At 39.9% G+C, this 23,373-nt stretch carries 16 protein-coding genes and 2 tRNA genes; 7 read left to right on the forward strand and 11 right to left on the reverse strand.

The window, feature by feature from the left end:
* Positions 1–320: 320 nt before the first annotated feature.
* Positions 321–1,337 carry a hypothetical protein gene (locus ACFE6N_RS01495; protein ID WP_378933113.1) on the reverse strand — a complete coding sequence of 339 codons (1,017 nt, stop codon included), beginning with the start codon at positions 1,335–1,337 and terminating at the stop codon, positions 321–323.
* Between the two features lie 492 nt (positions 1,338–1,829).
* Here ACFE6N_RS01495 and ACFE6N_RS01500 point away from each other — a divergent pair, with 492 nt between their 5' ends.
* Positions 1,830–3,692 (forward strand): peptidase domain-containing ABC transporter, encoded by a 1,863-nt coding sequence (locus ACFE6N_RS01500; protein WP_378933116.1) that lies wholly within the window; start codon positions 1,830–1,832, stop codon positions 3,690–3,692.
* Here the strand turns inward: ACFE6N_RS01500 and ACFE6N_RS01505 are convergent.
* A complete protein-coding gene (locus ACFE6N_RS01505) occupies positions 3,624–4,043 on the reverse strand; it encodes an Arm DNA-binding domain-containing protein (protein ID WP_378933119.1) in 420 nt (139 codons plus the stop codon). The two genes, ACFE6N_RS01500 and ACFE6N_RS01505, sit on opposite strands and share 69 nt — an antisense overlap.
* A 233-nt stretch (positions 4,044–4,276) precedes the next feature.
* On the opposite strand from ACFE6N_RS01505, the gene ACFE6N_RS01510 reads away from it, so the two are divergent.
* Together ACFE6N_RS01510 and ACFE6N_RS01515 are read left to right on the forward strand one after the other, a co-directional pair.
* Positions 4,277–4,630 (forward strand): transposase, encoded by a 354-nt coding sequence (locus ACFE6N_RS01510; protein WP_378933122.1) that lies wholly within the window; start codon positions 4,277–4,279, stop codon positions 4,628–4,630.
* The gene (locus tag ACFE6N_RS01515; RefSeq protein WP_378933125.1) at positions 4,623–5,606 is read left to right on the forward strand and encodes a transposase; all 984 of its coding nucleotides are present in this window, start codon (positions 4,623–4,625) and stop codon (positions 5,604–5,606) included. Before ACFE6N_RS01510 ends, ACFE6N_RS01515 begins: the two co-directional genes overlap by 8 nt.
* A gap of 121 nt (positions 5,607–5,727) precedes the next feature.
* Here the strand turns inward: ACFE6N_RS01515 and ACFE6N_RS01520 are convergent.
* Together ACFE6N_RS01520 and ACFE6N_RS01525 are read right to left on the reverse strand one after the other, a co-directional pair.
* A tRNA-Asp gene (locus ACFE6N_RS01520) sits at positions 5,728–5,801 on the reverse strand.
* A 274-nt stretch (positions 5,802–6,075) separates the two neighbouring features.
* The gene (locus ACFE6N_RS01525) at positions 6,076–7,197 is read right to left on the reverse strand and encodes a DUF4932 domain-containing protein (RefSeq protein WP_378933128.1); all 1,122 of its coding nucleotides are present in this window, start codon (positions 7,195–7,197) and stop codon (positions 6,076–6,078) included.
* 540 nt (positions 7,198–7,737) lie between these two features.
* Between ACFE6N_RS01525 and ACFE6N_RS01530 the strand changes: the two genes are divergently transcribed.
* Entirely contained in the window at positions 7,738–8,868 is a 1,131-nt protein-coding gene (locus ACFE6N_RS01530; protein WP_378933131.1) for a DUF2268 domain-containing putative Zn-dependent protease, read from the forward strand.
* A 196-nt stretch (positions 8,869–9,064) separates the two neighbouring features.
* Here the strand turns inward: ACFE6N_RS01530 and ACFE6N_RS01535 are convergent.
* The 4 genes from ACFE6N_RS01535 to ACFE6N_RS01550 form a co-directional block, all read right to left on the reverse strand.
* Positions 9,065–9,138 (reverse strand) — tRNA-Asp (locus tag ACFE6N_RS01535).
* 103 nt (positions 9,139–9,241) lie between these two features.
* Entirely contained in the window at positions 9,242–10,315 is a 1,074-nt protein-coding gene (prfA, locus tag ACFE6N_RS01540) for a peptide chain release factor 1 (RefSeq protein WP_090983623.1), read from the reverse strand.
* A gap of 1,000 nt (positions 10,316–11,315) precedes the next feature.
* Positions 11,316–12,065: a UDP-2,3-diacylglucosamine diphosphatase gene (locus ACFE6N_RS01545; protein ID WP_378933134.1), complete on the reverse strand. Its 750-nt coding sequence runs from the start codon at positions 12,063–12,065 to the stop codon at positions 11,316–11,318.
* Between the two features lie 245 nt (positions 12,066–12,310).
* The gene (locus ACFE6N_RS01550; RefSeq protein WP_378933137.1) at positions 12,311–13,006 is read right to left on the reverse strand and encodes a hypothetical protein; all 696 of its coding nucleotides are present in this window, start codon (positions 13,004–13,006) and stop codon (positions 12,311–12,313) included.
* A gap of 34 nt (positions 13,007–13,040) precedes the next feature.
* Here ACFE6N_RS01550 and ACFE6N_RS01555 point away from each other — a divergent pair, with 34 nt between their 5' ends.
* The 3 genes from ACFE6N_RS01555 to ACFE6N_RS01565 all read left to right on the forward strand — a co-directional run bounded on the left by ACFE6N_RS01555 (position 13,041) and on the right by ACFE6N_RS01565 (position 16,850).
* On the forward strand, positions 13,041–15,167 hold the full coding sequence (locus tag ACFE6N_RS01555; protein ID WP_378933139.1) for a prolyl oligopeptidase family protein: 2,127 nt from the start codon (positions 13,041–13,043) through the stop codon (positions 15,165–15,167).
* A 309-nt stretch (positions 15,168–15,476) separates the two neighbouring features.
* Positions 15,477–16,487 carry an NAD(P)/FAD-dependent oxidoreductase gene (locus ACFE6N_RS01560; protein ID WP_378933142.1) on the forward strand — a complete coding sequence of 337 codons (1,011 nt, stop codon included), beginning with the start codon at positions 15,477–15,479 and terminating at the stop codon, positions 16,485–16,487.
* Positions 16,488–16,523: 36 nt separating this feature from the next.
* Positions 16,524–16,850, forward strand: coding sequence for a 2Fe-2S iron-sulfur cluster-binding protein (locus ACFE6N_RS01565; protein ID WP_025141835.1), 327 nt, complete (start codon positions 16,524–16,526; stop codon positions 16,848–16,850).
* Positions 16,851–17,370: 520 nt separating this feature from the next.
* Here ACFE6N_RS01565 and ACFE6N_RS01570 read toward each other — a convergent pair.
* The 3 genes from ACFE6N_RS01570 to ACFE6N_RS01580 form a co-directional block, all read right to left on the reverse strand.
* Positions 17,371–19,977: a glycosyl hydrolase 2 galactose-binding domain-containing protein gene (locus ACFE6N_RS01570; RefSeq protein ID WP_378933146.1), complete on the reverse strand. Its 2,607-nt coding sequence runs from the start codon at positions 19,975–19,977 to the stop codon at positions 17,371–17,373.
* Positions 19,978–20,299: 322 nt separating this feature from the next.
* A complete protein-coding gene (locus ACFE6N_RS01575; RefSeq protein ID WP_378933148.1) occupies positions 20,300–21,625 on the reverse strand; it encodes an alpha-L-fucosidase in 1,326 nt (441 codons plus the stop codon).
* A gap of 23 nt (positions 21,626–21,648) precedes the next feature.
* The gene (locus ACFE6N_RS01580; protein ID WP_378933151.1) at positions 21,649–23,340 is read right to left on the reverse strand and encodes a S41 family peptidase; all 1,692 of its coding nucleotides are present in this window, start codon (positions 23,338–23,340) and stop codon (positions 21,649–21,651) included.
* Positions 23,341–23,373 lie beyond the last annotated feature (33 nt).

Here is a 23,373-nt window from a genome sequence, read left to right on the forward strand (position 1 = left end):
CGATTGTAAAACAAGTGCCCCCCCTTTTTATAAGAAATTGTTTTAATCTTATATTGTTTTGGCAGAAATGTATCTTTTGTGTCGAAGAAATATTTACTAAACCTAATGATTTCACCTTGCTTTACTAAAAAATGATATTTGGTGTCTTTAGGGTAAGATACCAATTGCCAGGAGCCACAAAGCTGATTTCGCAACTCTGTTTCAGCTACGGAATCCGTAAAAATGGCGCTTAAACAAATCCAAAAACAGACTGTGAGGATATAGGCTAGCCAAATGAAGATAAGGACCTTTCTAAGCATGAATTTTAATAATTTTGTTCACTAAGGTAGTTTTGATGCCGCCCATGTACCCATAGATAGTCCATATCCATCAGTATTTGATGGATCTTGAATTTGATCACAATAGTATAGGATCCACCTGACCCCATTTTCGTCTGTATAAATACCCGAATTAACGTTACTACTGGTTGGATTTACATATTCAATAACAGCTGATGTAACAGCTGGATCATTTTCGGGAATTGGTACTTGGTTATAAAAAAAGAATTCTGGTTGTTCAAAACCCTCAGATGGATAATATGTCCCATCTGGGAGTGGTTCTGTGTAACCTGGACCTGTAGGTGATTGATAATTACTGCCTGATCCTTGACCAAGGCCACCCCCTGATCCATGACTAGAGCCTCCTCCGCCTGTATTCTGTCCGGAATCAGTCCTAGTTGATGAATACCCTAATCGATGCATTATTTCTATCATACTACCCGAGCCATCTACTAGTTGCTTAAATTCAGTCTTATAAGCTTCTAATCCATTCTCATTAATTTCTCCAGAACTGTCGTTATATACATCATTACGTTTCATGTGATCTTTTACAGCGTTCATTAAATCTTTCATGTCAATTGTCAAGGCAATTGGAGAAAGGTCAATACTCGTGAAGCGAATGGTCCCGCCCATTGTCATACCTGGCGTATAATTGGCTATCGAATTTTGTTGTAAAATATCGAGAACAATATCATTTCTCAATTTGTCAACCTCACTGTGTAAAGTTGAAGTAGGTACAAGACCATTCAATTGATCAACTACTACGCCACCAAAAATGCTACCTAATATTCCCTCAATTGCTGCGGTTCCTCCACCAGACACCGCGCCTATAACTGCGCCAGTAAGAGAATCAAACGTGCGGTTCCAAAAATTTTCATAAGTGGCGTCGCTACTGGTTTTAAAACCCATCACATAACCATTCCCAAGACCATATACCTTATTTATTGCCTCTATATATGCTTTTGCCCCGTTGTTTATGGAAGCAGATTGAACTGGAACCCAAGTAGAGTTTACATTCACGGAGATTGTCCCAGATTGACCATTTGCAATATCTGGGCCGCTTGCACTTCCTGTAGTTGCATAGAAGCCCCAAACCCCTTCCTTTTGGACTATGTCAATACGATTTAATCCACCTTCGCCATTTAAGTCCCAGTGGGTGTTTGCAATATTATCGTCTACTCCATTATCGGCAATGTACTTTACAAGTTCATACCAGTTTGCAAATGTTATTCTCCGAGGACAGTTCTTAGATACTCATCGGGAATTACTTGAAATTCATGTTTTAGCTGATTGATGTTGAGAGCTTTTCTTTTCATTGTTCAATTAATTTGTTTTCTTGTAAATATGCGATAATATTTTAATAATACAAATATTACGCTGAAACACCATGTAATACATTTTAAAATGTATGTTTGTAGATACAATTCTTTAACGCTAATCTATTTATGAACTGGAAGATTCCCTGTCGAACGGCAGTTAGATACCATGGACTGCGGCCCTACTTGCTTAAAAATGATAAGCAAGTTTTACGGTAAGTTTTATAGTTTACAATATCTACGAGATAAGTGCGGTGTAACAAAAGAAGGAGTAAGTTTCTTGGATCTTAGTCATGCCGCTGAGGACATTGGCCTTCGAACACTATCTATAAAATGCACAATTGAGGATCTTCTAAACAAAATACCCTTACCAGCAATTGCACATTGGGATAATAGCCACTTTATTGTGGTTTACAAAACAAAAGTTGGTGGAAAGATTTATGTTGCAGATCCAGGTAAGGGAACTGTCATCTATACCAAAGAAGAGTTTGCGTCCAAATGGATTGCCCAAGACAAAGGATCCTCTCTTCCACACGGCATTCAAACAGGCCTTTTAATGGCCCTAGAGCCTCAATCTGATTTTTATCAAAGACAAGGTGACGAAAAAATACAGCGTGCAAAAACTTTTGAAAATTTCTTGTCGTATTTTAAGCCATACAAAAAGAGCTTTCTAAATCTTTTTGTAGTAATGTTTTTAGTTACCGTTTTACAAGGCTTATTGCCCTTTATCAGCAAAGCAGTTATCGATGTAGGGATACAAACCCACGATGTAGATTTTATCAATATTGTATTAATTGCTAATATCGCAATCATTGTTAGCGTAATGTTGAGCAATCTCGTCAGGGATTGGATTTTACTCCATGTAACATCGCGTGTAAATATTGCACTCATATCCGATTATCTCATTAAACTTATGCGTTTACCTGTTACTTTTTTTGAGAATAAGATGACTGGTGATATTCTGCAACGCGCGCAAGACCACGAACGTATACGGAGTTTTATCATGAACAATTCACTAAACATGATTTTTTCGACACTTACATTTGTAGTATTCGGCGTAATTATGTTCATTTACAACCCAACAATATTTTATATTTTCATTGCAGGCAGTATAGTATATGTAATGTGGGTTATGGCCTTTTTAAAAATACGCAAAAAACTGGATTGGGAATATTTTGATCTTGTAAGCAAGAACCAAAGTTACTGGGTGGAAACGATCGGCAGCATACAGGATATAAAAATCAACAACTATGAAAAACAAAAACGTTGGAAGTGGGAAGATATACAAGCAAGGTTATATAAAGTAAATTTAAAGGTTTTGAGTATTACAAATACCCAAAATCTTGGAGCTCAGTTTATTGATAGTTTAAAGAATTTATTTATTACATTCTACTGTGCCAAAGCCGTTATTGCTGGAGAAATTACTTTTGGCGTGATGATTTCCACCCAGTTTATTATTGGAATGTTAAATGCCCCTGTTGTACAGTTTATTCAATTTATTATTTCCTTTCAGTTCGCTAAAATAAGCTTTTTAAGACTGAATGAGATCCATCAACTAGAGGATGAACATGAAAATGCAGGAAATAATAACGTTGAGCTACCTGAAAATAAAAGCCTTGTGGTTAATAATGTGATGTTTCAATATAGCACAAATAGCAAGATAGTATTACAAGGCATCAGATTAGTAATCCCAGAGGGTAGAGTAACTGCTATAGTTGGGGATAGTGGAAGTGGTAAATCTACCTTGCTAAAGCTATTGTTGCGATTATATAAACCCACCCATGGAGAAATCATGATTGGAAATATGAACATAAATAATATTAGTCTGCGACAATGGCGGGATAAGTGTGGAGCAGTAATGCAGGATGGTAAAATTTTTAACGACACAATAATGAATAATATCGTCTTAGACGACGAGAAAATAGATTATGAAAAACTAAAAAAAGCCTTGCACACAGCTAATATTGCGCAAGAAATAGAACAATTACCACTAGGTTATCAAACCATGATGGGCGAACAAGGGCGCGGTTTCCCTTCCGATGAGGCTTTTCATTTTTGAGTTGTGATCTTCAAAAACCGTAACAAGAGTTCGTGATTGCAGAGCTTTTCCGACAAAACGATTTTTAACCGTTTCTGCCGTAACGGTTTCGTTCCCTACCGTCATCAATTGGTGAAGCTCCTGAGCTTTCGACTGTAACTTATCCAGATAAGAATTTAAAACCTTGGTATCTTCTTTTGTGCCTGATGCTCTTCCAGCCTGTGCGTTCCAGCGATTGGGATCACATGACTTTCCCGTAGAGGTTTCTGCCCGTCTACCATTTACCGTAAACCTTAAATAGATGGTTACCGGACCGTTTTTGTAAGTGGAGCGCTTTTTTAGATAAAAAAGCAGATTCATGTTTGTTCTCATGACAAATGATTAAAGTGAAACAAAATTGTTAATTCTGTCACTTACAGTCAAGATGTTTAATGATTGAACTAGCTCATAAACAAATGTTTAAACTATAATTGGTGAGCATTCATATCGTTTAATGTACTCACCGAATTGCTCACCATTTTCTTGCGAAAAAATGGATCAAGCGGAATTCTTGGGGGGAAAAGAATAATTTGTTCCTTTGTATTCTGAACAATTACTGATTTACATTGAACCAAGCCGAGCAAACCCTTATTAGTTTATTACTTCCCGATGGGATCCTGGATTATTTCGAACTGACCAAGGTTGAAAAGGAACAGAAAGAGCTGCAGATCTATCTGGAAGAGAAAAATATCGCACCTTCAGGCTACCTGAAGGAAGATCTTGAATCCAAGGGATTCTTTCCTGAGGTTAGCATCCAGGACTTTCCCATCCGAGGACAAAAGGTAGCCCTTCGCATCAGAAGACGACGCTGGAAGGTTAAAAAGACCAATACAATCATCAGCAGGGACTGGGAGCTGATCAGAAAAGGGGCGCGAATGACAACGGAATTCGGTCTTTTTTTAAAAGGAATATTTGGATAACCATCCCATCAGCTGCTATCACCTTGGGCATTATTTCCAGGTTGAGGGCAAGCAGCTCCAGGAGCAGTACAAAGAACATATCAGCGATTATTCTGGCTGGGATCAAAAGGATCATGCCCATGAATGGATGCTTTTTGCTGGTAACCTAAGCAGCAGGCTGAGCATTGATGAGACCGCCTTATCCAACGGAGAACTTTATACCATCATTACCAATAAGGAAGCAAAAGGCCGCAAAGGGGCCATCGTAGCAATGATAAAGGGAACTGTAGCAGAAGATATCATCGGTGTGCTTAAGAAGATTCCTGAGCGTTCCAGAAAACGTGTACAGGAGGTAACCATGGACATGGCTGCAAATATGCAACTGGCCATTAAGCGGTGTTTTGTCAATGCACACCGGGTAATTGATCGCTTCCATGTACAGAAACTGGCTTACGATGCAGTTCAGGAATGCAGGATAAAGTACCGCTGGGCTGCCCTGGATCTTGAAAACCAAGCTATTGCGCAGGCCAGGAAGGACAAAGCAGGTTATCAGCCAGAGGTGCTTTCTAACGGAGATACGCTCAAACAACTACTTGCCAGAAGCAGATACCTGCTTTTCAAACACCATTCAAAATGGACAGCCGTACAAAGCAAACGTGCTGAACTATTGTTTGAACGATATCCGCAATTGAAACATGCTTATGAACTATCACTAAGGCTCGGGGATATCTTTAAAGTCTGCAAGAGTAAAGAACAAGCCTTTAAAAAGCTGGCATTATGGTACAATCAGGTTGAGGATTGCGGGATTGAAGCTTTCCGTACGGTGGCCAGGTCAATACAGTCACATTACCTTTCGATTTTAAACTTCTTCATTAACAGAAGTACAAATGCATCGGCCGAATCCTTCAATGCCAAAGTCAAAGCGTTCAGAGCAACATCCAGAGGCGTCAGAGACATCAATTTCTTTCTTTTCAGATTATCAAAAATATACGCTTAAAAGCTTTCCCCCAAGAATTCCGCTTGATCCGAAAAAATGAATAATTTGGTGTTTCCAAAAAACGAAAAAGCCTGTAAGTATTTAATTTACAGGCTTTTAGTTAAATTTAAAATTATTTTTGCGGAATGGACGGGACTCGAACCCGCGACCTCCTGCGTGACAGGCAGGCATTCTAACCAGCTGAACTACCACTCCTTTTGTTCTCTTTAAAGTTTGAACCTCTTTCCCTTTTCAGGATTGCAAATATAGACACTATATTCAGTTTATCAGCATAGTATCCGATTTTTTTAACCACTAAGCCCGTAACACACTGATCCTCATTCTATATATTTAATTATATCTGCTACCAAACAAAAACCTTAACTTCTTTTGTTGCGGCTTGTTTAGTGACCAATACTTTTTTCATCATCTTTCTATTCATAAGAATAGCCCTTTATCACAGTTAATAAACAAAGTCAACTGCATAACGCTATTTACTCAACAATTTCAGCAGGTGTGGATACAGATCATCAATCTTTTTCTGAGGAGCTGCCGATCTTGCCTGCTCTAAACACGATACAAACAGCTCCATTTTCGGGAAGCCGCGCGCTGTCATCAAACTGATTACATTATTTCGGGTTTCAGCATAAAGCGCTTTATTATAATTGTCCTGGCAATACAGCAAAAAAGTACCAAAGGTCATGTACTCGTTGAAAACCTGAACCGGCGTTGGATAAGCATAGGTGCCGTCAGCTTTCTCATTTACCCAGGTTGCCCTGTCCTTAAATACACTATCTATGCTGACTTTATGAAAACTTGATGGCACCCCTACATAGTTATGGTCTATTTCCGAAAACATCACCCTCGTATTGAAAAGTTCGTTTTGAATAGCTGAAAGTTTAGGATCATGGTCGAGCATGGGAAGCACCATAACGATCTGCCTAAAGCCTTTGTCTTTAAACTCAGTGGTATAATTGAGCCCGTTAATGAGGGGCGAACACAGGATCAGGTAGCTGTTGATGCTGGTTTTGAAGTTCTTTTCGAGCCATTTCCATTGTTTATCCAGGTCTGTACCGGACTTATATTCTGCAATTATTTTAGTATAATATGGCTTTTGCTGACTATAAAAATCCTGAAACCGCGATTTTTTAGCAAACGCTTCTATATCTTTTTTATAGGTATCTAACGGATTGGTGCTGATCACCATATTAGCCACGCCACGCGCCGGAAAAATGTAATTAGGGTTGCGCTTTAGTGTAGTCCCCGAAAAATCATAAGACATCGCATTTCCGGAGATGAAAATATAATTATAGAGCGAAACGTTCAGCAATGAATCAAAGGTTTTTATAATGGGCTCGTTTGCATATGGCTTAAAATGCTTAAGTACATCCTGATAGTATGTACCACTTTGATTCACCATATCATCATTGCCAAGCCCGGTTTTAGTAATGGCCAGCATAATGTGCAGCAGTTCTTTAAGGGGCGGTATCTCTATGCGGGATTTACCGTTGTTTGCCTTTTGAAAAGCTTTGTCAAAGCTTGCTTTTTCCTGCGCATTGGCACGTAATAGACCTGTTGTTAATAACAGTAGTAGAATAGTAATTTTTTTCACGGAGTTTTATGGCGTAGTTTTATTGATGAGCAAATATAAAAATCAGGGCTTAAATGTTAGGTATTTTGCAGATTTTGATCATAAAAAAACGCTTAATTAACAATCTGACATTTTTTATAATTCAACTTTGTTTGCCGACTAGGCGGTACTCGAATCTACGCGCTATTACCGCAATTTATTGCCATGATACGACTTATACAACAGTAAAAGAATCAGGCTGGACTTAAGTGGAATGAGTCTGCATGGCACCGGATGCAAATCCTAATAATCTGGTTTCGATATCAAAGGCGAGGATTTTTACAACAATTTATTTAAGGGTAATGATGAAATAATCTTATATTGATATCACATTTAAATTAAAATTGCCTTCAAACTGACATGAAATACATTTACCTACTCGCTTTTACTTTTTGTTTTCCTCCGCTAATTCACGCGCAACAACACCATTCAAAAACCGTCAACACCGATGATATTGACCGTTATTGGCAAGCATATGACAGCGTTGTAACTACTATTGATACTGCAAAGCAAGTCGATCTTATGCAAAGGCTATATGTGGACAAAGGTACTCCGGGGCTGAAAGCTTTTATGAAAGCCCGAGACTACGATGCAAAATTGTGGGTTACACTAATCCATAAATATCCTGAGTTTTGGAAGAGCATCAGGAACAACACGCTCAGTATTAAAAAACAGGTGCCGGCCATTACGAGCAGTATAGATAATTTCAGGAAATTGTATCCTGAAATGCGCCCGGCTAAAATGTATTTCACCGTTGGCGGCCTGCGTTCAGGGGGTACTACGACAGATGATATGGTTCTTGTGGGAACAGAAATTGCAACGGCAGACAAAAATACTGAAGCCTCTGAATTGAGCGATTGGTTAAAAAATGTATTTAAAGATCAGCAAACCTCAAACCTGGTTAGCCTTAATGTTCACGAATATGTGCATACACAACAAAAAGCTGGTGAAGGGCTTTTGCTTGCACAAACAATTATGGAAGGATCGGCTGATTTTATTGCGGAACTGGTAACCCACAAGAAAAACAACAATGCTTATATGAAATACGGCCGCGAGCATGAACAGGAACTCAAGGAAAAGTTTCAAATTGAGATGTTTGGCACCGCTACAGATAACTGGCTGTACAATGGCTCTAAAAATCCTCATCCGGATCTGGGCTACTTTATGGGTTATGTTATCTGTAAGGCTTATTATGAGCGCCAAACCGACAAAAAACTGGCGGTTAAAAAAATCATAGAATTGGATTACAGCAATGAAAAGCAGGTTTTAGATTTCCTTAAGGATTCGGAATATTACAAGGAGCCGTTTAACAAGGAGGAGCTATTAAATAAGCTTAAAAAGCTGCAACCGCTGGTGGTAAGCCTTACGCCAGACATTAATGGGAGGGAAGATGTTTCTGCATCTTTAACTGAACTCACCGTCAATTTCTCTGAACCCATGGGCGAAGGTTATTCGATTAACCTTGGAGAAGGCGGTAAAGAGCATTTTCCTCTTTCGGGTGTAATAGGTTTTACAGACAACCGTAAATCATTTAAGCTTAAATTAGCCTTAAAATCCGGGCAAACTTATGATTTTGTAATTACCGATAGATCATTCAAGTCCAAAACAGGTTATCCGTTACAACCGTATACTGTGCATTTTAAAGTAATGTAGTTTATTCGCCCGCAACCATCCCACCTTGATCTGCCGGGAGCAGAACAGACTATGGTAGAAGGCGTGTGAAATGAAAATAGTAAAAAACAAAGCTATATATGTTGTTATCCTGCTCCACAACTTTTGGTATTGATCCGGATTATTGCCACAACCATAAAACGAAAATGCCTCAACTTTTTCAAGTTAAGGCTTTTTGCGGAATGGACGGGACTCGAACCCGCGACCTCCTGCGTGACAGGCAGGCATTCTAACCAGCTGAACTACCACTCCTTTTGTTCTTCTTTAAAGTTCGAACCTCTTGTCTCTTTCGAGGTTGCAAATATAGAGACTATATCTTAATTCGCAAATTTTTTTTTAAAAAACATTTAACTTCTTAACCAACAGCACCTTCCTGCATCTTCTCTGCATTTTCTGCAAACTGAAGCGCATCAATAATTTCCTGAATGTCGCCATCCATAATCGCTGGCAGGTTATACATGGTTAAGCCGATACGGTGTTCGGTAACGCGGCCCTGAGGGTAATTATACGTTCTGATCTTCGCCGAACGGTCACCGGTTGATACCATTGTTTTACGCTTAGCAGCAATATCCCCGTTCTTTTTCTGCAATTCGATATCGTAAAGCTTACTGCGCAGCATTTCCATTGCAATTATACGGTTACCCAGTTGCGAACGTTCACGCTGGCAAACCACTACGATACCCGATGGTTTATGTGTTAATTGCACCTTGGTTTCCACCTTGTTTACATTCTGCCCACCAGCACCACCTGAGCGTGAGGTCTGCAGTTCAATATCGGCAGGGTTAATATAAAGATCAATTTCTTCTGCTTCCGGCAAAACAGCTACCGAGGCAGCTGAAGTATGCACACGACCCTGGGTTTCGGTATCTGGTACACGCTGCACACGGTGTACACCACTTTCGTATTTCAGTTGACCATAAACATCTTCACCGCTCACTTTTAAGATAACCTCTTTGTAACCACCCGCTGTACCTTCAGTCACATCAACCACTTCAACATTCCAGCCTTTAGATTCGAAATATCGGGTATACATGCGGTATAAATCGCCGGCAAATAAAGCTGCTTCATCGCCACCCGTACCACCGCGGATCTCAAAAACGGCATTTTTAGCATCTTCCGGATCTTTAGGAATCAACATCAAACGGATATTACTCTCCATTTCTTCCTGTTGCTTTAACAGCAGATCGAGTTCCTCTTTTGCCATTTCGCGCATTTCAGGATCCTTTTCAGTAGCTAAAATTTCTTTGTTGGCATCGATGTTGCTCATCACATTTTTGTAGATTTTGTACTCGTCTACAATCTTGCCCAAGTCTTTATATTCTTTATTTAAAGCCGCAAAACGTTTCATATCCTGAATTACATCCGGATTGCTCAACGATTCCTCTACATCTTCCCAACGCAGCTTTATAGCTTCTAATTTATCTAACATATTTATTGTTGTTGAAATTCCTGATGGTTGGCATAGGCCCAAAAATTCAGGAAATGCAAAAATAAGGAAAAAAGATGAATTAGTTAGTTGGGGAGAATGGTTAATTGGTTAACTGTTCAAATCGGTTAACTGTACAGGGCATTCAGCAAAGGAATGGAAAAAAGGAAAGTTATCTTACTATTAAAGGTTTTGGAAATGAGCGGTTCCTCCCCTATGGCAGCCAGCAGTCCCGCTATCCCTTCAAGTCCTCGCTACGCTCCGGGCTTTCCGTTTTATCGGGTTTAGGAACAAAGTATGGTAGATTTTAGGCTTAATACAACCTCAAATAGTAGTACCGGCCTCCCTTAATAAACGGGATTGCAGTGGCAGCTCCCGATTTTTCACCGGGACTATAACGGAAAGCCCGACGAACATTAAACAATGCTACAGACACTGCTTTCCAAAAACACATCAGTTTTCAGTTTAAAGATCGATTAACAGGTAAGGCATTATTTTAGCAGTTTTGAAAATGGACGGTTCCGATACTATGGCGGCCAGCAGTCCCGCTATCCTTCAAGTCCTCGCTGCGCTCCGGGCTTTTCGTTTTATCGGGTTTAGGTACAAAGTATGGCAGATTTTTGGCTTAATACAACCTCAAATAGTAGTACCGGCCTGCCTTAATAAACGGGATTGCAGTGGCAGCTTCCGATTTCCTTCAAAATCGGGACTATAACGAAAAGCCCGACGAACATTAAACAATGCTACAGACACTGCTTTCCAAAAACACATCAGTTTTCAGTTTAAAGATCGATTAACAGGTAAGACATTATTTTAGCAGTTTTGAAAATGGACGGTTCCGATACTATGGCGGCCGGCAGTCCCGCTATCCCTTCAAGTCCTCGCTGCGCTCCGGGCTTTCCGTTCTATTGGGTTTAGGTACAAAAGGCAATGCATCCTGCAATGGAAAAGCCCGATCAACATCAAACAAATCTACAGGCGTTGCCTTCCTAATGCAGCAATATTATAGTTTTGGCTTATAGTATTCAAGTTTTAAATCTACCCCATCAAACACTCCGTAAGAATTATAGTGAAGCCATTCGCCAATATTTACATACCGGCTACCATTGCCTAAATCAATATCGAGCGGCAGGTGTCTGTGTCCGAAAATAAAATAATCGAAATGCGATTTTTGTAGTTGCTCTTTAGCATAAATGGCCAACCATTCTTTATCTTCTCCTAAAAACACCTCTTTTTCCGTTTGTGCAGCCCTGCTACCCTGGCTCCACGCGCTTGCGATACCGATCCCGAGGTTTGGATGCAAACGCGCAAATAACCATTGGCAAAACCTGCTCCTGAAAATCTTTCTTAAAAATTTATATTTATGATCGCCAGGCCCTAAGCCATCGCCATGGTGCAGGTAAAATTTCTTTCCACCACGCTCAATCACCAGCTCATCACTGATGATCTCCATGCCAATTTCCTGAGTGAAATAATTACGCACCCACATATCATGGTTACCCTTAAAAAAATAGATTTTTATCCCTGCATCAGTCATAGATGCCAGTTTACCCTGCAAACGGATAAATCCTTTGGGAATCACTTTAGCGTATTCGAACCAGAAATCGAAAATGTCGCCCATCAAAAACAATTCACTGCAATCTGGTTCGATAAAATTCAACCAATCCACAATTCGCGCTTCACGAGCGCGGCTTTCAGCATAATTGGGTGTTCCTAAATGAAAATCAGAAGCGAAGTAAATATTTTTTGTCATGGATTCCTCAAAGTTAACGGAAAAAGATGAAAGCGGAAAGATGAAAGCCTAAAGTACAGGAACCTGTATAATCAACCCGCAAAAACGCCAATTTTATGCACTTAACCCGTTTTAAACCTGTGTTTTATCGGATAAAAAACACCTATTTATTACAACTAAAAAATCTCAAATCCGTACAATGATTCCGAAGATAAAAAGCTTAGAGACAGAGACAGATTCTTAAATTTTATAGATGGATATTAATTTTAACTGGTGGATTGATTTTTTCTACTTACAATTTTTGGGAAACCGCTGATAAATTGCAGCCCTAAACACCCTGTTTTAATTTTAATTTTTAACATATCGCCTTCTTCTACATTTTTAAACTTAAGGTACCAATAAAAAAAACCAGAAGTTTCCAGCATTTCCATTCCGGTTAACTGTACCATGTAGCGAATATGCCGGTAAGTACGCTCAGTCTTTTGTTTCTTAAAGGTACATTCTATTTCGGTTACCGATTTTAACTTCAGCCGGTTTAGAAGCAACATGATTACATCGCCAACCCACATCTTACCAACAAGTATCAATATCAAAACAACAATGAATATACACCATACTTTAAACACTGTCGAACTATCTTTAAAAAGAGCAGGGGTATAGTAAATAAACCGGGCGATAAAAGGCAGACTAAAAACATATGGCAAATATTTTTTCCATCCTTTCCAACTCATATCCGCTGGTAGTACATGAATATCGAATACGAGCAAACACAAAACCGGGCAAAACAGCACATAATAGGACCAATTAGCCGGATTGAATAGCAGGTACATACTAAATGGCAGTAATGCAATGGCGAGCTGCCAGGATTGAGACATCAGTATAAAAACCACCGCCCAAATCCCGGTTAAAAATAAGGCTAAACCGAAATATTCGTTCATCATCAATAACTTAATCAGTGCCATTCACTAAATTAGCATTTCTCTTCAATCAAAAATTATGAAAAAACAATTTGTATTAAGTTTATTTGCACTAAGCCTTTTTGCCTGTAACCAGGGTAAAAAACCTGCAGAAAAAATAACATTGATGAAATATCCTGAAACAAAAAAAGACAGCACAAAAGATAATTATTTCGGTACAGCCATTGCCGACCCCTACAGGTGGTTAGAGAACGACACCTCGGCAGAAACAAAAGCCTGGGTAATGGCCGAAAACAAAGTCACTCAAAATTACCTGGAGCAGATTCCTTATCGTGCCGATATAAAAAAGCGACTAACTGAATTATGGAACTACCCGAAAGAAAGCGCCCCTTTTAAAGTTGGCGAGTATTATTTTTTCACCAAAAACGATGGTCTTCAAAACCAGAGTATCTGGTTTATTAAAAAAGGGTTAGAGGGCAAAGAAGAAGTTTTTCTCGATCCTAATACACTTACCAAAGATGGTACAGCGGCCGTTTCACTACTCGGTTTCTCGCACGATAAAAAATACCTGGCCTATTCGGTTGCGCAGGCCGGATCAGACTGGAGCAAAATTTATGTAATGAATATTGCAACCAAAACCAAATTAGCAGATGAGTTAAAATGGACCAAATTCTCAGGCGCAGTCTGGAAAGGTAATGGCTTTTATTACAGTAAATTTGACGAGCCTGCCAAAGGAACCGATCTTTCTGCAGCCAACAAATCGCAAAAGGTGTATTTCCACAAACTGGGCGACGAGCAGCAGCATGATCAGTTGGTCTTTGAAGATCAAACTAATCCGAACCTCTATCTGGGTGCTAGCGTTACAGAAGACGAACGCTTTTTAATCGTTTATGCCAGTGCGGGAACCTCTGGCAATGCGCTATATTGCCAGGATTTAAAAACGCCCGATAGCAAAATTGACTTATTGATTAAAGGTTATGACCATAATCACAGCGTTGTTGACAATGTCGGAGATAAATTATTGGTCAATACCGATCTTAGTGCAGAAAACAAACAGGTTGTTTTAGTCGATCCAAAAAATGCAGATCCTAAAAACTGGCAGAAAATTATCCCTGAATCCAAACTGGCTTTGGAAGCTGTTGGAACTGGTGGAGGGTTTCTCTGGGCTACCTATTTAAAAGATGCGAGTACCAACATTATTCAGTTTGATTTAACCGGAAAGAAAATCGGCGAAGTAAAACTACCGGCCATCGGAACCGTGGGTGGTTTTGGGGGTTACAAAGAAGATAAAGAATTTTTTTATACTTTTTCTAATTTTACCACTCCAGGCAACATTTACCGTTACGATGTAGCCAAGAACGAATCAGTCTTATATAAAAAGTCCGAGCTAAATTTCAATACAGATAATTATGAAACCAAACAGGTATTTTATCCCTCGAAAGATGGCACAAAAGTACCCATGTTTATCGTACACAAAAAAGGCATCAAACTGGATGGCAATAATCCGGTTTACCTTTATGCATATGGCGGCTTCCAGGTAAGTCTAACACCAGGATTCAGTCTCTCCAGGATGTTGTTCCTGGAACGCGGAGGCATCTACGTTCAACCTAGCCTACGTGGAGGTAGTGAATATGGCGAAGCCTGGCACAAAGGCGGCATGTTAGCTAAAAAACAAAACGTTTTCGATGACTTTATTGCCGCAGCGGAATACCTTGTAAAAGAAAAATATACCAATCCAGCCAAAATTGCGATTTCGGGCGGCTCAAATGGCGGTCTGCTGGTTGGGGCCTGCATGACCCAACGGCCTGATCTTTTCAAGGTAGCTTTACCTGCCGTTGGTGTGCTGGATATGCTTCGCTACCACAAATTTACCGTTGGCTGGGGTTGGGCAGTTGAATATGGCACCAGCGATAAAAAAGAGGACTTTGATTACCTGATCAAATATTCGCCGTTGCATAACATCAAAAGCGGCGTTAATTATCCGGCAACTTTAATAACCACTGCCGATCATGATGACCGTGTAGTACCGGCACATTCATTTAAATTTGCAGCAACGCTACAGGAGAAATATAAAGGTAAAAACCCGGTTTTAATCCGGATAGAAACCAATGCCGGACATGGGGCAGGTAAACCCACAACCAAATTGATTGAAGAAGCAACCGATGTATGGAGTTTTGTATTTCAGAATTTAGGGATGAGCTGGTAGCGTTCTTTTGTCATTCTGAACGAAGTGAAGAACCCGGAGGCTCTGCGAAGCAAATCTTTAATGACTATTGGAACTTTAAAAGGCAAAAGATCCTTCGTTCCTCAGGATGACAAAACTTCCATTCCCCACTAAACCTATAGACCAATTATAATTTGCTTTAAACCACTAAAAACCTTTAACTTTTGTTTTCAATTAGCTCAAAGCATATAAAATACTGAATATAACAGGATTGCAAAATTATCTAGAATATTTCTAAATAGCTGATTTGGTATGACTTTATTTCGTAACTTTGCGTCAAATTTTTTTTTAATGATCACTACTGATATAGCCATAATAGGCGCTGGTCCGGTTGGTTTATTTGCCATTTTTGAAGCCGGTTTATTAAAAATGCGTTGTCATTTAATTGATTACCTTCCTCAGGTTGGTGGTCAGCTGTCTGAAATTTATCCTAAAAAACCGATTTACGATATCCCTGGTTATCCTTCTGTACTGGCACAGGAACTTATCGATAATTTAATGGAGCAGGCCAAACCTTTCCATCCTACGTTTACTTTAGGTGAGCGTATTGAAGGTTTGGAAAAGCGTGGTGAAGCTGATTTTGTTTTAACGACCAATATGGGTACCGTTATCGAAGCTAAAGTTGTAGTTATTGCGGGCGGTTTAGGTTGTTTTGAGCCGCGCAAGCCTGCTGTAGAAAATTTAGAAAACTTTGAAAATGGTAAAGGTGTAAACTACATGATCCTTGATCCGGAGAAATACCGAGACCAGAAAATGGTGATTGCCGGCGGTGGTGACTCTGCTTTAGACTGGACCATTTACCTGGCAGAAGTTTGTTCTGAACTGACTTTAGTGCACAGAAGTGAAAGTTTCCGTGGGGCCCCTGATTCGGTTGCAAAAGTAATGGCGTTGGCAGAAAGCGGAAAAATCAATCTGATTTTAAACAGCAACCTACAGGCCGTACACGGAACAGATAAATTGGAAAAGGTTGAAATTGTACAGAACCGTACCATGGAAAAAACAGTTGTTGAGGCCGATCACTTAATTCCTTTGTTTGGTTTGAGCCCTAAGTTAGGTCCGATTGAAGACTGGAACTTAAACATCAGCAAAAGTGCAATCGAAGTAAATGTTGATGATTACTCGACCAATATCCCGGGTATTTACGCTATTGGTGATATCAATACCTATACCAACAAACTTAAATTGATTCTTTGCGGTTTCCACGAGGCGGCATTAATGAGCCACAGCGCTTATTCTTACATGAATCCTGGCGTGAAATATACGATGAAATATACCACTGTAAACGGAGTTTCAGAATTTTAAGCTTTCTGTTATATTTGCGCTAATAAAGAAAGCAAAATGGAAAACAACATTAATATATATATGCAGGAGCCGGATGGCTCGGTTACAGAACACGTTGCCCCAACCGATATGGGCCTGAGCCTGATGGAGTTTTTAAAGGCATCAGAGTACGATATTCTGGCTACTTGTGGCGGAATGGCTTTATGTGCAACCTGCTGTGTTGATGTATTGGAAGGCGAAGAAAAACTTAATGAAATGACAGATGATGAGTATGCCATGCTGGATACTCTGCCTGACCTGTTACCAAACTCACGTTTAGCCTGCCAATTGCAATTAAACAATAATATGGATGGATTAAAAGTGAAATTACACGGCGTAAGTTAAGTAGTAGAAAATCATAACAAGAAAATGGCGATATCAAAAGTATCGCCATTTTTATTGGCTAAAATTAGACCTCCCAGGTTTAAAAAACCTGAGAGGTCTGGAGCATTTGGTGCAGCTGCCTGTGTTATTAAACCTGATACAGCAAAAAGCCCGGAACTCAGCGAGGACTTGCAGCGATAGCAGGACTACCATCCGCCAAAACAACAGAACCCATCATTTCCAGAAAACAAATCACGCTATCAACTTTGAGGATTAAAATCTTTAACTCTACAGCCGGGATTACAAATCCCGACTAACGGTAAATTTTAATCCCCACGGAATACAGCAAAAGTTCTTGAGTACCGGCCTTTGTTGCTAAACCTGATAAAGCGAAAAGCCTGGAGTGCAGCGAGGACTTGCAGCGATAGCAGGACTATCATCCGCCAAGACATCAGAACCCATCTTTTCCAAAAAACAAATTACACGATCAACTTTGAGGATTAAAAATCTTTAACTCTACAGCCGGGATTACAAATCCCGACTAACGGATATTTACTTTCTGCTTTTCTACATTCCAGCCATATACCTCTATCGCCAGATTACTGTGTTTACCTGTATATTCTACAGTTATCGTTTTGCTTTCTCCAGGTAAAATGCTCACATAGTTATCGTTATAAAATGCCGGGAGTATACGTTCGCCGGTATTGCCATTTATTAACGCAATCCGGTTAAAAAATGCTACAGGATTTTCGGCTGCATTACTTAAGGTTACCGCAACTTTTCCATTTTTCTGATCAAACGCTGCAACTTTTAAGGGCGTTTTTTTGATGTTTTTCAAGCCCGAATACTCGCCGTCTTTTCCGGCCAGCCAGTAGATGTTCTCGCTTAAAATGCTTTGTTTCTGATCTAAAATTCTTAATGAAACAAATAGACCCTCTTTTTTATCCAGTTTAGCCAGGAAATCGTTTAACGGAAATAACCTTCTTACCGAAGATGGACCAACAGAGTTGAATACCTGAGAATAAAAATAATCTTTGCCGTCCATATCGTAAGCTTTTGCCTGGACCATCAGGTTATTTTTTGTAGAAAACCCATTATTCACAATTGTAACCATGCTATCCAAAGGGTTCATCATCACGTGCAAAGGCTCACTTCCTTTCCTTAAGCCATATAAACACGCATTAGGATCAAGGTAATAATCATACATCTGCCCGCGCATGGCCGTCCATGGGTTTTGTGTTTTCCAAATGATGGAGCCCGTATACCAATCCCACATTTTGTTAGAGAAACCTTCCATCAAAGCCCGGTATTGATCGTAATTAGCCAATTGCGCCTTCATTGCAAAATCTTCGGCACTTTTTGGCTTACCATATGGGTTCAGGTATTGCTCATATGAGATATATTTATGATAATCCCACACCGAATCGGGTTTGCCCTTGTATTGTGGCGCAATCAGATTTTCTTTTGGGATAAAACGGAGCAGCGAAGCGTAATCGCCTACCCCTACCGAACCGACCTCCGAGTTGTAAGGAAAAGTTCGGGTTCCCCAGAAAGTTTTAATATCCTGAATACCGTACGGACCATCGCCGTTTCCGCCAATGGAATTATACGACATTTCATCACTGTTAGAAAAATCGAAAAATTTCCTGGTACCATCCAGGCGTGGCAGTATATCGTTTTTCAATGGCTCTAAAATATCTTCGGGTGGGGTAATTTCATTCCCTCCGCACCAAAAAGCAAGGGAGGCATGATTTCGGATCATTTTAATCTGATCTTCCATAGCAGCTAAGGTTAGATGATGGTCATCGGGATAATTTCTGCGTGTCCACTGGTCTTCCTTTTTCATTGGGTCTACCCAGCGACCGTTACAATCGCCACTAAACCAGAAATCCTGAAAAACCAGCAAGCCATACTTATCACAGGCATTGTAAAACTCAGGTCTTTCCAGTATTGCCCCACCCCAGATTCTGATCAGGTTAAGATTCATATCTTTATGGTAACGCACTTCTGCATCGTAACGGGCATCGCTAAAGCGTAACATGGCATCACTAATGATCCAGTTACCACCTTTAATAAAAATCTTTTGTCCGTTTACAAAAGCACCCATACTCCCGGTATGCTCATTCCAGATGTTATCAATCTGGCGAACCCCAACTTTAAGCTGTTCCTCATCCAATACCTGATTGGACGCTATAAATTCAATTTTCACATCATACAGATTCTGCGGTCCATATCCGCTTGGCCACCATAATTTCGGATTTTCGAGCTGTAAATCAGGAAATTTAACCGCAGTAGTTTTATTTGCGGTAATAGTTGCACGCTGTTTAACCAATTTTCCGTCGATCTGGTATTGTAGAATACCTGAAACAGATTGATTGGTTGGGTTTTCTACTTCAACCGAAACCTTAATCGTGGCAGGGCTTTGCTTGCCTTCCGGCAAACGTTTTCCTGGCACTAAAGTGATTACCTGCGGATTTTGAATGTTGATGCTTTTGGTTTTCTCGATGGTTACCTTATCCCAGATGCCCGTGTTGCGGTCGCGGGTAGGCTGAATCCAGTCCCAGCCTGCAGTATATTGGGTGGTTAAACCCTTAGCTATCGTTCCATCGCCCCCCTGGCCACCATTTGGGTTGCCGGGAAAATCTGGCGGGTAAACAATTACAGCAAGCCTGTTTTTTCCATTGGGAGATAACAATCTGGTAATATTATACTGCGCCCTGAGGTGCATGCCCACCTGCGTTTTTGGATTGACCTTTTTTCCGTTTAAATAGATTTCGGCTTTATAATTTATCCCCCTAAACTGTAACCAAACCTGTTCATTGCCGATTGCGCGCTCCTGAAAATCTTTTACAAACCAATAAGTATAATAGTCGTTGCCTGTGTGGAATACATCAGGAATCTTTTCGTTATTCATTCCATAAAATGGATCAGGCACTTTTTTGTTATTCAGTAAAGTAGTTAAAACCGTTCCAGGCACCGTTGCGGGCATCCAGCTGTTAAGCGAAAAACTAGTTTTAGAAATTTCCAGACCGCTGGATTGGGTATTTTTGATGTTGGCACAAACCCAGCCCGAGTTTAACTCGTATCGTTGCTGTGCATTGACTAAAAAGGCTGAACAACATATGAAAAGTAGAAAAATATTCTTCATTTATTTAAAATAGAATCGATAAAGTTTTTTTGAATTGATGTATGCTTATGGTTTCCAATAACAGATTAACGCGCTAAAAATAAAACGTTTTACCTTTATTTTAACTTAAAAGGATCAAAAATTGTGGGTTTTACTTAAAAGCCTTGGTTCTTAACTGGTTTTGAAAGAAAAAGATTATTAACTACAGGCGACTACTATTGATAAAACGATTGATTTAAAATTGAAATGCCATATTTTACGATATGAGAATATTTAAGCTGGCTGGACCGTTAAAAATATTGGTGAAAAAGATTCTTCATTGTGTTCAATGATGACAAATGCTTTACTCAATCTCCAAAACAATTACCTGATCTGGTGCATCTGTATTTGGTACCGTATCAATAGTGAGTTTCGATTTTTTGAAAACAAAGTTTACTACGCTTTTATCTTTTAGCAAATATGCTTTTTTTATTTTCTTTACCGGAACGTTTTCCAAATCAAGCCTGGTGGTTTTGCCATCCAGAATGTGGATATAAATTTTCTTATCGGTTTGCGTAATGCTTCCCCAGTTCTGAGGTTTAATATACCCTGCTTTTGTCCCATAAATGCTTTCACCGTAAATTTTAAGCCAGGCACCTAAGCCCGCCAAACGGTCTTGAAATTCCGGCTGGATTTTGCCACTCGGCATCGGGCCGATGTTCAGTAAAAGATTGGAACCCAAACCGGCTGCTTTAACCAACATATGCACCAGCTCTCTATCGGATTTATAGTAGGTATCGCTTAAATTATAGCCCCACGAATTTGAAATGGTTTCACAGGTTTCTAATGGCAGCTTATCTGATGCTTTTTGAAAACTTAGCCCGGATTTATTCTCGCCGGGAAGATCGCGTTCAAACATCTGGAAATCCTCACCTGGAAATGGCGTTAAGTGGTGGTTATTACCGATCATGCACTGTGGCTGAAGTTTGTGGATCAAACCATAGATCTCATTGTATTTCCAATCAATCCTGGAGGTTCTGTCTTTCGATCCTTCTGGTTCGGTCTGATCCCAGTGCCCATCGAACCAAATTCCGCCTATTTCGCCGTAATTGGTCAAGAGCTCGGTTAACTGGTTTTTCATAAACTGCAAATAACTGGCATAATCGCCTTTACCGGTCCGGCCGGAATGCTGCCCTGTACGTCCGGTTTCATGTGGATAATCTTCCCTGCGCCAATCTAAAAGCGAATAGTATAAATACAATTGTATACCTTGCTTATGGCATTCATCAGCCATCATTTTAACAATATCTTTTTTATAAGGAGTATTCATGATGTTGAAATCAGAATATTTCGTATCCCACATGCTAAAGCCATCATGGTGACGGGTAATTAATGTAATGTACTTCATTCCGGCATTTTTCGCCATGCGTACCCATTCTGCCGCATTAAACTCGACAGGGTTAAAAAAATCTTTAAGGTTGGTATAATTATGAACGGTAAGCTTTCGATCATTCATTACCCATTCGCCACTTCCGGGTATACTAAAAGACCCCCAGTGGATGAATAAGCCGAACCGGGCTTCATTAAACCACGCTCTTTGTTTTAAATTTGCAGCTGTAGGTGTATAATCTTGCGCTTTTAACTGTAATGCAATAAATAGCACAAGGCCCAACAAGGTCAATTTCTTCATAAGAAATGGTATAGGTTTTTAGGTTAATCTATTGATGCAGTGGCTTTGGTTGGTTTTCCGATCACCTTATAATTCCCATCGCCTTTTAAAATGGCCAGCATTTGCGATTGATTAGCAAAAAGATTCTTCGCCGCAGCCAATTCTTTATCGTATTGAAAGCTCTGCTCAATCCTTCCTTTCTCGTAAAAATAACGACTTACGATCTGTGTTTCTAAAACCCGCTTAATTTCTGCTTTATGGCTTACAAGGTCGGTTTTTTTAGACGAAGTAAGTTTATATTTAAGATTTTCGAGATCGGTTTTTACATCTTCAGATTTATTTTCTTTTTCAGCCTCTGCACGCAGATCGGATAGTAACTGCTCGGTCCGGCTTTGGTAAGACAGGTCTTTATCGGCAAGGCTACTGGAGAAGGCGGCATAATCTGCATCAGACAACCGGAAAGTTTTGGCCGAAGCTAGTGTTGGTTTTTCTTTCCTGTATTGATTGGCATAATTAAAGAAAAGGCTCTTATTGATCATCGAAATGGTAATTGGACTTAACTTGGCAGCATCCACCACAATATCCGGGTAAACGCCATTGCCGCTATATACATTTCTACCTGCTTTAGTTGGATACATTACCATGGTAGAATCGGCAAAACGCTCCGCTACACCGTCGGCATTTTTATGTGCATAATCCAACTTTTGGATGCACCTGCCGGAAGGTGTATAATATTTGGCAACCGTTACTTTAACCAGGCTGTTGTAAGGGAGATTAAAAGTTTGCTGAACCAGGCCTTTACCATAGCTCCGCTGCCCGATCACGATGGCACGGTCTAAATCCTGCAGAGAACCCGCTACAATTTCTGACGCTGAGGCAGAATTTCCGTTTACGAGCACCACCAATGGAACTGACGTTGAAACCGGGGTTGAAAGTGTTCTGTAGGAAATAGTTTTCTCAGCATTTTTGCCCTTTTGAGTTACAATAAGTTGATCTTTATCTACAAAAAGGTTCACAATTTTAACTGCTTCCTGCAAAATGCCACCGCCATTGTTTCTTAAATCTAAAACAACTCCTTTTGGATTTTCTTTTTGAATGGCCAACAATGCATCTTTAACCTCCTGTCCGGAATTTTCTAAAAATTTATCAAGTTTGATATAACCGATTCCATCACCTACCATTCCTGAATAAGAAACATTAGGCTGTTTGATTTCCTCTCTTACCAACTTTTTCGTTATTTCCTTCCCTTCTCTAACCACCAGCAAATCTACTGCTGTGCCTTTGGGGCCACGTAAAAGTTGACTAATTTCCTGACGGTTTTTGCCCTTTACCGGGATTCCGTTAATGCTCACCAGCTGGTCGCCTGCTTTAAGCTCGCTTTTGTTAGCCGGATAACCTTCACTGATATCGTTAATAAAAAGCTTCCCATCAATAAAAACAGTACTGGCACCAATACCACCATACTGCGTGCTTACATATTTCAGCTTATAATCTTCAATTTCAGATTCAGGCACATATTCGGTATAAGGATCTAAACTATCCAACATGGCATCAATACCGGTCTTCATCAATTGAGGAGCGTTGGTATCATCAACGTAGTTGATATTAATTTCTTTGTAGAGCGAAGCAAAAATATCAAGGTTTTTAGATACCAGAAATAAATCTTCTTTAAACGAAAAAGATAAAACAGCCACCCCAAAACCTGCTGCTAAAAGACCGTATTTTAGTTTCTTCATTCCCCTTTTATTTAATTTCGCTGCTGCGGGCCA

The sequence above is a fragment of the Pedobacter sp. BG31 genome, from assembly GCF_042464845.1.
Classification (GTDB): domain Bacteria; phylum Bacteroidota; class Bacteroidia; order Sphingobacteriales; family Sphingobacteriaceae; genus Pedobacter; species Pedobacter suwonensis.